The 11,499-nt window shown below is 50.5% G+C and carries 13 protein-coding genes and 1 other annotated feature; all 13 genes read left to right on the plus strand.

The annotated features are described in order from the left end of the window. The first annotated feature begins 179 nt into the window (after nt 1-179). The 13 genes from thrS (at nt 180) to OGX66_RS06735 (ending at nt 11,487) form a co-directional block, all read left to right on the plus strand. Complete coding sequence (thrS, locus tag OGX66_RS06675) at nt 180-2,108, plus strand: threonine--tRNA ligase (RefSeq protein ID WP_003832572.1); 1,929 nt, start codon at nt 180-182, stop codon at nt 2,106-2,108. A 3-nt stretch (nt 2,109-2,111) separates the two neighbouring features. Next, the gene (gene infC, locus OGX66_RS06680; RefSeq protein ID WP_048997935.1) at nt 2,112-2,654 is read left to right on the plus strand and encodes a translation initiation factor IF-3; all 543 of its coding nucleotides are present in this window, start codon (nt 2,112-2,114) and stop codon (nt 2,652-2,654) included. A gap of 96 nt (nt 2,655-2,750) precedes the next feature. Next, nucleotides 2,751-2,948 carry a 50S ribosomal protein L35 gene (rpmI, locus tag OGX66_RS06685; RefSeq protein ID WP_003030583.1) on the plus strand — a complete coding sequence of 66 codons (198 nt, stop codon included), beginning with the start codon at nt 2,751-2,753 and terminating at the stop codon, nt 2,946-2,948. Nucleotides 2,949-3,003: 55 nt separating this feature from the next. Beyond that, the gene (gene rplT, locus OGX66_RS06690; protein WP_003030578.1) at nt 3,004-3,360 is read left to right on the plus strand and encodes a 50S ribosomal protein L20; all 357 of its coding nucleotides are present in this window, start codon (nt 3,004-3,006) and stop codon (nt 3,358-3,360) included. Nucleotides 3,361-3,480: 120 nt separating this feature from the next. Further along, nucleotides 3,481-3,605: a sequence feature (Phe leader region), on the plus strand. Then, complete coding sequence (pheM, locus tag OGX66_RS06695) at nt 3,486-3,530, plus strand: pheST operon leader peptide PheM (RefSeq protein WP_001386830.1); 45 nt, start codon at nt 3,486-3,488, stop codon at nt 3,528-3,530. (Overlaps the previous feature by 45 nt.) Before the next feature lie 124 nt (nt 3,606-3,729). Continuing rightward, the gene (gene pheS / locus OGX66_RS06700; protein WP_003832580.1) at nt 3,730-4,713 is read left to right on the plus strand and encodes a phenylalanine--tRNA ligase subunit alpha; all 984 of its coding nucleotides are present in this window, start codon (nt 3,730-3,732) and stop codon (nt 4,711-4,713) included. A gap of 15 nt (nt 4,714-4,728) precedes the next feature. Further along, nucleotides 4,729-7,116, plus strand: coding sequence for a phenylalanine--tRNA ligase subunit beta (pheT, locus tag OGX66_RS06705; protein ID WP_088902392.1), 2,388 nt, complete (start codon nt 4,729-4,731; stop codon nt 7,114-7,116). 4 nt (nt 7,117-7,120) lie between these two features. Continuing rightward, nucleotides 7,121-7,420 carry an integration host factor subunit alpha gene (gene ihfA, locus OGX66_RS06710; protein WP_003030571.1) on the plus strand — a complete coding sequence of 100 codons (300 nt, stop codon included), beginning with the start codon at nt 7,121-7,123 and terminating at the stop codon, nt 7,418-7,420. 153 nt (nt 7,421-7,573) lie between these two features. Beyond that, nucleotides 7,574-8,554, plus strand: coding sequence for a vitamin B12 ABC transporter permease BtuC (gene btuC, locus OGX66_RS06715; RefSeq protein ID WP_003832584.1), 981 nt, complete (start codon nt 7,574-7,576; stop codon nt 8,552-8,554). A gap of 60 nt (nt 8,555-8,614) precedes the next feature. After that, nucleotides 8,615-9,166, plus strand: a complete 552-nt coding sequence (locus tag OGX66_RS06720; RefSeq protein WP_003030569.1) for a glutathione peroxidase — start codon at nt 8,615-8,617, stop codon at nt 9,164-9,166. Further along, nucleotides 9,166-9,915 (plus strand): vitamin B12 ABC transporter ATP-binding protein BtuD, encoded by a 750-nt coding sequence (btuD, locus tag OGX66_RS06725; protein WP_003030567.1) that lies wholly within the window; start codon nt 9,166-9,168, stop codon nt 9,913-9,915. Before OGX66_RS06720 ends, btuD begins: the two co-directional genes overlap by 1 nt. A 77-nt stretch (nt 9,916-9,992) precedes the next feature. Beyond that, on the plus strand, nt 9,993-10,457 hold the full coding sequence (locus OGX66_RS06730) for an NlpC/P60 family protein (protein WP_003836644.1): 465 nt from the start codon (nt 9,993-9,995) through the stop codon (nt 10,455-10,457). Nucleotides 10,458-10,773: 316 nt separating this feature from the next. After that, nucleotides 10,774-11,487: an EAL domain-containing protein gene (locus tag OGX66_RS06735; protein WP_003836643.1), complete on the plus strand. Its 714-nt coding sequence runs from the start codon at nt 10,774-10,776 to the stop codon at nt 11,485-11,487. Nucleotides 11,488-11,499: the final 12 nt, after the last annotated feature.

Here is an 11,499-nt window from a genome sequence, read left to right on the forward strand (position 1 = left end):
GTGTTACCATCATTTTACCGGGTGAGGGACTGAGGATGTCAGTTTTTCATTTGTGTACCAGATTGTGTACCAATTTAGCGATTGTTGGTTAGATGGTTACACAACTTACTGTAAACAAATAAATTTTCTCTTTGTATGTGATCTTACGTGTGGGTCACCACTGCAAATAAGGATATAACATGCCTGTTATTACTCTTCCTGATGGCAGCCAACGCCATTACGACCACGCTGTAAGCCCCATGGATGTTGCGCTGGACATCGGTCCAGGCCTGGCGAAAGCCACTATTGCTGGCCGTGTTGACGGTGAGCTGGTAGATGCTTCCGATCTGATTGAGCATGATGCGAAGCTCTCCATCATCACCGCGAAGGATGAAGAAGGTCTGGAGATCATTCGTCACTCCTGTGCGCACCTGTTAGGGCACGCGATCAAACAACTCTGGCCGCACACCAAAATGGCGATCGGACCGGTTGTTGATAACGGTTTTTACTACGATATCGATCTTGACCGTACGTTAACCCAGGAAGACGTCGACGCGCTTGAGAAGCGGATGCACGAGCTCGCTGAGAAAAACTACGATGTCATTAAGAAGAAAGTCAGCTGGTACGAAGCGCGTGAAACCTTCGTGAAGCGTGGCGAGACCTATAAAGTCTCCATTCTTGATGAAAACATTGCCCATGATGACAAGCCTGGCTTGTACCATCATGAAGAATATGTCGATATGTGCCGTGGCCCGCACGTGCCGAATATGCGTTTCTGCCATCACTTCAAACTGATGAAGACCGCTGGGGCATACTGGCGTGGCGACAGCAATAACAAGATGCTGCAGCGTATTTATGGTACTGCATGGGCAGATAAAAAAGCCCTGAATGCCTACCTGCAACGTCTGGAAGAAGCGGCCAAACGCGACCACCGTAAAATCGGCAAGCAGCTTGACCTGTATCACATGCAGGAAGAAGCGCCGGGTATGGTGTTCTGGCACAACGATGGCTGGACTATCTTCCGTGAACTGGAAGTCTTTGTTCGCTCAAAACTGAAAGAATACCAGTATCAGGAAGTGAAAGGTCCGTTCATGATGGACCGCGTGCTGTGGGAAAAAACAGGTCACTGGGACAACTACAAAGATGCGATGTTCACCACCTCTTCTGAGAACCGTGAATACTGCATTAAGCCAATGAACTGCCCTGGCCACGTACAGATCTTTAATCAGGGTCTGAAATCCTATCGCGATCTGCCGCTGCGTATGGCTGAGTTTGGTAGCTGCCACCGTAATGAACCGTCAGGTGCGCTGCATGGCCTGATGCGTGTTCGTGGCTTCACTCAAGATGATGCGCATATCTTCTGTACTGAAGAGCAGATTCGTGATGAAGTTAACGCGTGCATTCGTATGGTCTACGATATGTACAGCACCTTTGGCTTCGAGAAAATCGTCGTCAAACTGTCCACTCGCCCCGAAAAACGTATCGGTAGCGATGAAATGTGGGACCGTGCTGAAGCTGACCTGGCCGTTGCGCTGGAAGAAAACAACATCCCGTTTGAGTTCCAACTGGGTGAGGGCGCGTTCTACGGTCCGAAAATTGAATTTACCCTGTATGACTGCCTCGATCGTGCATGGCAGTGCGGTACTGTACAGCTGGACTTCTCCCTGCCGTCCCGTTTAAGCGCCTCTTACGTTGGCGAAAACAACGAACGTCAGGTGCCGGTTATGATTCACCGTGCAATTCTTGGGTCGATGGAACGTTTCATCGGTATCCTGACCGAAGAGTTCGCTGGCTTCTTCCCGACCTGGCTTGCGCCGGTTCAGGTTGTGGTCATGAACATCACCGATTCTCAGTCTGAATACGTTAACGAATTAACGCAGAAACTACAAAATGCGGGTATTCGTGTAAAAGCAGACTTGAGAAATGAGAAGATTGGCTTTAAAATCCGCGAGCACACTTTACGTCGTGTCCCTTACATGTTGGTCTGTGGCGACAAAGAGGTAGAAGCAGGCAAAGTTGCCGTGCGCACCCGTCGTGGCAAAGACTTGGGCAGCCTGGACGTAAATGAAGTGATTGAGAAGCTGCAACAAGAGATTCGCAGCCGCAGTCTTCAACAACTGGAGGAATAAGGTATTAAAGGCGGAAAACGAGTTCAAACGGCACGTCCGAATCGTATCAATGGCGAGATTCGCGCCCTGGAAGTTCGCTTAACAGGTCTGGAAGGCGAAGCTTTGGGTATTGTGAGTCTGAGAGAAGCGATCGAAAAAGCTGAAGAAGCTGGAGTAGATTTAGTTGAAATCAGCCCTAACGCCGAACCGCCAGTTTGTCGTATTATGGACTACGGCAAGTTCCTTTATGAAAAGAGTAAGTCTTCTAAGGAACAGAAGAAAAAGCAAAAAGTTATCCAGGTTAAGGAAATTAAATTCCGTCCTGGCACCGACGATGGCGATTACCAGGTAAAACTCCGCAGCCTGGTACGCTTTCTGGAAGATGGCGATAAGGCTAAGATCACGCTGCGTTTTCGCGGTCGTGAGATGGCCCACCAACAGATCGGTATGGAAGTGCTCAACCGCGTCCGTGACGATCTGAGTGAACTGGCAGTAGTCGAATCCTTCCCTACGAAGATCGAAGGCCGCCAGATGATCATGGTGCTCGCTCCTAAGAAGAAACAGTAAGGCCTTCAAGTAGCAATGTCTGTGGAGCCTACGGGTTCCACAGCCGTTGTTCGCCTACGTTTCGTTTATTAACAATGCGAAGTGGAAGTTATTAAAATGCCAAAAATTAAGACCGTACGCGGTGCTGCTAAGCGTTTCAAAAAAACCGGTGGTGGTGGATTTAAGCGTAAGCACGCAAACCTGCGTCATATTCTGACCAAAAAATCTACTAAGCGTAAACGTCACCTGCGTCCAAAAGGCCTCGTGTCTAAAGGCGATCTGGGTCTGGTTATCGCGTGCCTGCCGTACGCATAAGCCGTTAACGTTTAATTCATTTTTTTACTAAGAATATAGATACAGGAGAGCACATATGGCTCGCGTAAAACGTGGTGTAGTTGCCCGTGCACGTCACAAGAAAATTTTGAAACAAGCTAAAGGCTACTACGGTGCGCGTTCTCGCGTATACCGCGTTGCCTTCCAGGCTGTTATCAAAGCTGGTCAGTACGCTTATCGTGACCGTCGTCAGAAAAAGCGTCAGTTCCGTCAACTGTGGATTGCGCGTATCAACGCAGCAGCACGTCAGAACGGTATTTCTTACAGCAAATTCATCAACGGCCTGAAAAAAGCCTCTGTTGAAATCGACCGTAAGATCCTGGCTGACATCGCAGTATTCGACAAAGTAGCGTTCACCGCTCTGGTCGAAAAAGCGAAAGCAGCTCTGGCATAAGCCGGTGAAAAGAGGGAGCCTGGCTCCCTCTCTTTTATTTGCAGTACAATCAATTAGTTGACAATTTATCCGTAAGCCTTTTCAATAAAGGTTGTCCGGTTTTTACCACACAAGGTAACGCAAGCATGAATGCTGCTATTTTCCGCTTCTTCTTTTACTTTAGCACCTGAAATCAGGAGGCTTGCGCGTGAAAGAAGAAACGGAAAACAGCGCCTAAAAGCCTCCCTGGTGGAGGCTTTTTTTATACGCGTCATCCTTCAAGTTGTCTCTGTATTGGCTGCATTCGCTCTTTTGCTGCGTTGATACAACTTGAATGATTTTGCGTATATATGAGCGACTAGTGAATATCGCAACATAACGAGGAAAACCATGTCACATCTCGCAGAGCTGGTTGCCAGTGCAACGGCCGCCATTAACCAGGCTTCAGATGTTGCCGCGTTAGACAATGTCCGCGTCGAATATTTGGGCAAGAAAGGGCACCTGACCCTTCAGATGACAACCCTGCGCGAACTGCCGCCAGAAGAGCGCCCGGCAGCAGGTGCGGTGATAAACGAAGCCAAAGAGCAGGTGCAGCAAGCGCTGAACGCGCGTAAGGCCGAATTAGAAAGTGCTGCCCTGAATGCTCGTCTGGCAGAAGAAACTATCGATATCTCCCTGCCAGGGCGTCGTATCGAAAACGGCGGTCTGCATCCTGTAACGCGTACAATTGACAGGATTGAAAGTTTCTTTGGTGAGCTGGGCTTTACCGTGGCGACTGGTCCGGAAATCGAAGATGACTATCATAACTTCGATGCGCTGAACATTCCTGGCCATCATCCGGCGCGCGCTGACCACGACACTTTCTGGTTTGACGCGACGCGTTTGCTGCGTACGCAGACTTCCGGCGTGCAGATCCGCACCATGAAGGAAAAACAGCCGCCGATCCGTATTATCGCCCCGGGCCGTGTATATCGTAACGATTACGATCAGACTCACACCCCGATGTTCCATCAGATGGAAGGGCTGATTGTTGATACCAACATCAACTTCACCAACCTGAAAGGCACGCTGCACGATTTCCTGCGCAACTTCTTTGAAGAAGACCTGCAGGTTCGTTTCCGTCCTTCCTACTTCCCGTTCACTGAACCTTCTGCGGAAGTAGACGTGATGGGCAAAAACGGTAAGTGGCTGGAAGTACTGGGTTGCGGGATGGTTCACCCGAACGTGCTGCGTAATGTTGGCATCGATCCGGAAATCTACTCGGGCTTTGCATTTGGTATGGGGATGGAGCGTCTGACCATGCTGCGTTACGGTGTTACCGATCTGCGTTCTTTCTTCGAAAACGATCTGCGTTTCCTCAAACAGTTTAAATAAAGGCAGGATAAAACAATGAAATTCAGTGAACTGTGGTTACGCGAATGGGTAAACCCGGCGATTGATAGCGATGCTCTGTCAAACCAAATCACAATGGCGGGTCTGGAAGTTGACGGTGTGGAACCTGTTTCCGGTGCGTTCAACGGCGTTGTGGTGGGTGAAGTGGTTGAATGTGGCCAGCACCCGAACGCTGACAAACTGCGTGTCACCAAAGTGAATGTAGGCGGTGACCGTCTGCTGGATATCGTCTGCGGTGCGCCAAACTGCCGTCAGGGGTTGAAAGTGGCTGTGGCAACCGTTGGTGCCGTTCTGCCGGGCGATTTCAAAATCAAAGCCGCGAAACTGCGCGGTGAGCCGTCTGAAGGTATGCTGTGCTCATTCTCTGAGCTGGGTATTTCCGACGATCATAACGGGATTATCGAACTGCCGGCCGATGCGCCAATTGGCACCGATATCCGTGAATACCTGAAGCTTGACGACAACACTATCGAAATCAGCGTCACGCCGAACCGCGCCGACTGCTTAGGCATTATCGGTGTCGCACGTGATGTTGCTGTGCTGAACAAAGCTCCGCTGGTTGAGCCGGAAATCGCGCCTGTAGCGGCAACCATTAGCGACGTCCTGCCGATTCAGGTTGAAGCCGTGGAAGCCTGTCCACGCTATCTGGGCCGCGTGGTTAAAGGCATCAATGTTAAAGCGCCGACCCCGCTGTGGATGAAAGAAAAACTGCGTCGTTGCGGTATTCGTTCAATCGATGCCGTGGTTGACGTGACTAACTATGTGCTGCTCGAACTGGGCCAGCCGATGCACGCATTCGACAAAGACCGCATTGAAGGCGGAATTGTTGTCCGTATGGCAAAAGAGGGTGAGACCCTGGTATTGCTGGATGGCAGCGAAGCGAAGCTGAATGCGGATACGCTGGTGATTGCGGACCATAACAAAGCGCTGGCGATGGGCGGCATCTTTGGTGGCGAACATTCCGGCGTGAATGATGAAACGCAAAACGTCCTGCTGGAATGTGCATTCTTCAGCCCGCTGTCTATTACCGGTCGCGCACGTCGTCACGGTCTGCACACCGATGCTTCTCACCGCTATGAGCGTGGTGTCGATCCGGCTCTGCAACATAAGGCCATCGAACGTGCAACGCGCCTGCTGATCGATATCTGCGGCGGCGAAGCGGGTCCAGTCATTGACGTGACGAACGAAGACACGCTGCCAAAACGCGCAACCATTACGCTTCGTCGTAGCAAACTGGATCGTCTGATCGGACACCATATTGCGGATGAGCAGGTGAGCGACATTCTGCGTCGTCTGGGTTGTGACGTGACGGAAGGGCAGGATGAGTGGAAAGCGGTCGCGCCGAGCTGGCGTTTCGATATGGAAATCGAAGAAGACCTGGTCGAAGAAGTCGCCCGCGTATACGGTTATGACAATATCCCGAACACGCCGATTCAGGCGGGTCTTATCATGGGTACGCATCGTGAAGCGGATTTGTCGCTGAAACGTGTAAAAACCATGCTGAATGACAAAGGCTACCAGGAAGTAATTACCTACAGCTTCGTCGACCCGAAAGTCCAGTCGCTGCTGCACCCGGGTGAAGAAGCGCTGCTGCTGCCAAGCCCAATTTCTATTGATATGTCGGCTATGCGTTTGTCCCTGTGGACCGGCTTGCTGTCTACGGTAGTGTATAACCAGAACCGTCAGCAGAACCGCGTACGTATTTTTGAAACGGGTTTACGTTTCGTACCGGATACACAGGCCAATCTCGGGATCCGTCAGGATCTGATGCTGGCGGGCGTGATCTGCGGTAACCGTCATGATGAACACTGGAATCTGGCAAAAGAGACCGTTGATTTCTATGATCTGAAAGGCGATCTGGAAGCGGTTCTCGACCTGACCGGCAAACTGGCAGACATTCAGTTCAAAGCTGAAGCGAATCCAGCACTGCATCCGGGTCAGTCTGCGGCGATTTATCTGAAAGGTGAACGTATTGGTTTCATTGGGGTTGTTCATCCTGAACTGGAACGTAAACTGGATCTGAACGGTCGCACTCTGGTGTTTGAACTGGAGTGGAATAAGCTCGCAGACCGCGTGGTGCCTCAGGCGCGTGAAGTTTCTCGCTTCCCGGCGAACCGTCGCGACATCGCGGTTGTTGTGGCCGAAAACGTTCCCGCTGCGGATATTTTATCCGAGTGTAAGAAAGTTGGCGTAAATCAGGTAGTTGGCGTAAACTTATTTGACGTGTACCGCGGTAAGGGTGTTGCGGAGGGTTATAAGAGCCTCGCTATCAGCCTGATCCTTCAGGATACCAGCCGTACACTTGAAGAAGAGGAGATTGCCGCTACCGTCGCCAAATGTGTAGAGGCATTAAAAGAGCGATTCCAGGCATCATTGAGGGATTGAACCTATGGCGCTTACAAAAGCTGAAATGTCAGAATATCTGTTTGATAAGCTTGGGCTTAGCAAGCGGGATGCCAAAGAACTGGTCGAGCTGTTTTTCGAAGAGATCCGTCGTGCTCTGGAAAATGGTGAGCAGGTAAAACTCTCTGGTTTTGGTAACTTCGATCTGCGTGATAAGAATCAACGTCCGGGCCGTAACCCGAAAACGGGCGAAGATATTCCCATTACAGCACGGCGCGTGGTGACCTTCAGACCCGGACAGAAGTTAAAAAGCCGGGTCGAAAACGCAACGCCCAAAGAAGAGTGATTTAACGATCCGTTAAGTCACTTGCTCTGCCATCAAAGCGGCAGCGCAAACCATGATATATAACTAAAAAGGCCGCTCTGCGGCCTTTTTCCTTTTCACTACCGAATCAGCACCGTAGAATCACCTTCATCTCTTTTCAGCAGAATGGAAAACATGCTGACTTTCGCCCATCAACAGCAGCGTCGAAATGTGCGCTGGATACTGTCACTGTCAGTACTTATGCTACTGGCAACGATTCTAAGCTTGTGTGCAGGAGAACAATGGATCGCTCCCGGCGACTGGTTCAGCGCCCGCGGCGATCTGTTCGTCTGGCAAATCCGACTTCCCCGTACCCTTGCCGTTTTGCTGGTAGGCGCTGCGTTGGCCTTATCAGGCGCAGTGATGCAAGCTCTCTTTGAAAATCCGCTCGCCGAGCCGGGATTATTAGGCGTGTCTAACGGCGCGGGAGTCGGGCTTATCGCGGCGGTGCTGCTGGGGCAGGGGCAACTTCCCGGCTGGGCATTGGGCCTTTGCGCCATTGCCGGGGCGCTGATTATCACGCTCATACTGCTACGTTTCGCCCGCCGTCATTTGTCTACCAGCCGTCTGCTGCTGGCAGGGGTGGCGCTGGGGATTATCTGTAGCGCGCTGATGACATGGGCCATCTACTTCTCCACATCATTTGACTTACGACAGCTGATGTACTGGATGATGGGGGGCTTCGGTGGCGTAGACTGGCATCAGGCCTGGCTCATGGTGGCGTTGATTCCGGTACTGGTGTGGATCTGCTGTCAGTCGCAGCCGATGAATATGCTGGCATTAGGAGAGACGTCTGCTCGTCAACTGGGGCTGCCCCTATGGTTCTGGCGCAACCTGCTGGTGGTCGCCACAGGCTGGATGGTCGGCGTGAGCGTGGCTCTGGCAGGGGCGATTGGTTTTATTGGGCTTGTGATCCCGCATATTTTGCGACTGTGCGGCCTCACCGATCACCGTGTTTTATTGCCAGGTTGTGCGTTGGCTGGTGCAATCGCATTACTGTTTGCTGATGTTGTCGCGCGTCTGGTGCTGGCCTCGGCTGAGTTACCTATCGGCGTGGTGACGGCCACCATGGGCGCACCGGTATTTATCTGGCTATTGTTAAAAGCCGCGCGCTAGAACGCGTTGGTTCGGTCTATGATTAAAAACTGAAAATCCACCTGTTGTTCTGGAGATGCTATGCAAAACACTATCCTTGATACAGAAGTGACGACCATCGACGGCGAGGTTACCTCACTGCAGCCGTATTCCGGAAATGTGCTGTTAATCGTCAACGTTGCTTCAAAATGTGGACTGACGCCGCAGTACGAGCAACTGGAGAATCTGCAGAAAACCTGGCACCAACAGGGCTTCAGCGTTCTTGGTTTCCCTTGCAATCAGTTTCTGGGCCAGGAGCCGGGCAGCGAAGAGGAAATAAAAACGTACTGCAGTACCACCTGGGGCGTAACTTTCCCGATGTTCAGCAAAATTGACGTCAACGGCGAGGGACGCCATCCGCTGTATCAGAAGCTGATTGATGCCGCGCCAACGGCCGTTGCACCTGCGGATAGTGGGTTCTATGAGCGAATGGCGAGCAAAGGTCGTGCGCCGCTCTACCCGGACGATATTCTGTGGAATTTCGAGAAGTTTTTAGTGGGTCGCGATGGAAAAGTGCTGCAACGATTCTCACCGGATATGACGCCTGAGGATCCCATTCTGGTGCAAACCATCAAGCAGGCGCTGGCAAACTAATGTCTCGATTGATGCAGCTACAGGACGTCGCGGAATCGACCCGTCTTGGCCCGCTTTCTGGTGAGATAAAAGCAGGAGAGATCCTGCATTTAGTGGGACCAAACGGTGCCGGAAAAAGTACGCTGTTGGCGCGTATGGCGGGTCTGACGAACGGAGAGGGCAGCATCACTTTTGGTGATATGCCGTTGGAGGAATGGCCGGCTGCCAGGCTGGCGCAATATCGTGCCTATCTTGCGCAACAGCAAAATCCGCCGTTTGCGATGCCGGTCTGGCATTTTCTGACGCTGCATCAACCCGACAAAGCACGTACCGATCTGTTACAGGAGGTCGCCGATGCGCTCGGCTTGGGAGATAAACTGGGGCGCGGCGTGAACCAACTCTCCGGCGGTGAGTGGCAGCGTGTGCGCCTGGCTGCGGTTATCCTGCAGATTTGTCCACAAGCGAATCCATTAGGTCAGCTTTTACTCCTGGATGAGCCGATGAACAGTCTGGACGTCGCGCAACAAAACGCACTGGATCGATTGTTGAGTCAGCTGTGTTTGCAGGGCATAGCGATTGTGATGAGTAGTCACGACCTTAATCACACCTTACGCCATGCGCATAAAGCCTGGCTACTCAAACGCGGGAAACTGCTTGCCAGTGGCTCTCGAGATGCGGTACTGACGCCGGCCAATCTGTCTGCGGCCTATGGCGTCAACTTCCGACGTTTGGATATTGAAGGGCACAGAATGCTCATATCAACCACTTAAGTTAAATGGGTTCTTGAAAATCATATAATTTCCACGCTAAATTGGTATAAAAATAAAATTCAGAGGATTCGTACTGAATGCGCTTTTGGCTCCTTTTAATCACAGCATTGTTTTTGGCGGGCTGCAGCAGCCATCGTGCGCCTGCGCCAAATGCCCGCTTGTCGGATTCAATCGCCGTTATTGCCGGTCTTAATGATCAGCTACAAACCTGGCATGGCACACCCTATCGTTATGGTGGTATGAGTCGTAGCGGGGTGGATTGTTCTGGATTTGTTTTGATGACGATGCGCGATAAATTCGATCTGCAACTCCCACGCGATACGCGTACGCAATCAAAGATTGGTACCGAAATTGATAAAGACGATTTGCTGCCCGGCGATCTGGTTTTCTTTAAAACCGGGTCTGGGGAAAGCGGTTTGCATGTCGGTATTTACGATACCAATAATCAATTTATTCATGCTTCAACCAGCCGTGGAGTGATGCGCTCGTCTCTGGATAACGTTTACTGGCGTAAAAACTTTTGGCAGGCGCGACGTATTTAATCCTCACAACTCCGAGGCTGCCATCGAGTGGCAGCCTCGACATCACCGTTTGAAAGTTAACTTTTATTTCTGCTTTTGGTTAGACAATACCCATGAACATTAAGAGCGTATCTTGCTAAAAATATGATTTATTCCGAGATATTAAAAAGTGCAAAGCTGGATATTCGCTTATAATCAGGATAAGCTAAAAAAAAGGATTCGATTTACCGGCTAAAAAGGGAAAAATGAAAGGGCCTCTACTTGCATCAGCAGTAACGTATTTCTTCATCCTTTGCTACAGGATGCCGGATAACACCCATGCAGCGGGGCTGGCACGATGATTGTTTCACTGGATAATCTTTACCATTCTGAGTTCTCTTTTCTTCCTGCGAGAAGCGAAAAAGGCGATCTTGAATTCGTCGACATCATCACCAATTTCGCCAGTGCACATGGGGATGTGCGTATACCCACCGAGCTGGTCCTACCTCGGATGTCAGACGACGAACAATGTCGTTTATTTGTAGAAAAACTAGAATTAATCGAAACGTGCCAACATTTTTTTATTCAGCGAAAAGTATTTGCCTGGATTAATTTAACGCCAGCAATTGCTAATACTTTATTATCAGATACTGAACTTGCTTCACAAGTTGAACGATTTTCATTTCTGGAGCTGACTATTAATGAAAGCTATCCGGAGTTAAACAAAGGTAAAGATAATCCAACATTGGCCGCACTTGCTGCGCGATTTCCATTAGTCCTGACAAACTATGGTGCTGGCGGTATATCAACCCGGGCAATTTTTGACGGTCTGTTCAAACGCGTCGTTCTGGATAAAAACTTTGTTCAACAAAGGATTGCACATATTTCGTTTGAACCGTTTATGCGGGCTATTCTGGCGCAACTATCTCCCAGTTGTGAGTCAATAATCATTAGCGGAATTGATACACAAGAGATGCTGGAGCGTGTTTTGCCTGTGGGATTCAGTGCCATGCAGGGAGGATTGTGGCCTGCAGTGCCTCCTGCGCAGATAATTTCGCTTGCTAAGATATAACCCTTTTATTTG

It is taken from the genome of Citrobacter sp. Cf072, assembly GCF_030334485.1.
In the GTDB taxonomy this organism is placed as follows: Bacteria; Pseudomonadota; Gammaproteobacteria; order Enterobacterales; family Enterobacteriaceae; genus Citrobacter; species Citrobacter freundii.

Bases quoted from the DNA above. Each gene is read 5' to 3' on its own strand.
- OGX66_RS06730 (WP_003836644.1), top strand. From the start codon at position 9,993: ATGCGCTTTTGGCTCCTTTTAATCACAGCATTGTTTTTGGCGGGCTGC.
- rpmI (WP_003030583.1), top strand. From the start codon at position 2,751: ATGCCAAAAATTAAGACCGTACGCGGTGCTGCTAAGCGTTTCAAAAAA.
- btuD (WP_003030567.1), top strand. From the start codon at position 9,166: ATGTCTCGATTGATGCAGCTACAGGACGTCGCGGAATCGACCCGTCTT.
- thrS (WP_003832572.1), top strand. From the start codon at position 180: ATGCCTGTTATTACTCTTCCTGATGGCAGCCAACGCCATTACGACCAC.
- OGX66_RS06735 (WP_003836643.1), top strand. From the start codon at position 10,774: ATGATTGTTTCACTGGATAATCTTTACCATTCTGAGTTCTCTTTTCTT.
- OGX66_RS06720 (WP_003030569.1), top strand. From the start codon at position 8,615: ATGCAAAACACTATCCTTGATACAGAAGTGACGACCATCGACGGCGAG.
- btuC (WP_003832584.1), top strand. From the start codon at position 7,574: ATGCTGACTTTCGCCCATCAACAGCAGCGTCGAAATGTGCGCTGGATA.
- ihfA (WP_003030571.1), top strand. From the start codon at position 7,121: ATGGCGCTTACAAAAGCTGAAATGTCAGAATATCTGTTTGATAAGCTT.
- rplT (WP_003030578.1), top strand. From the start codon at position 3,004: ATGGCTCGCGTAAAACGTGGTGTAGTTGCCCGTGCACGTCACAAGAAA.
- pheS (WP_003832580.1), top strand. From the start codon at position 3,730: ATGTCACATCTCGCAGAGCTGGTTGCCAGTGCAACGGCCGCCATTAAC.
- pheT (WP_088902392.1), top strand. From the start codon at position 4,729: ATGAAATTCAGTGAACTGTGGTTACGCGAATGGGTAAACCCGGCGATT.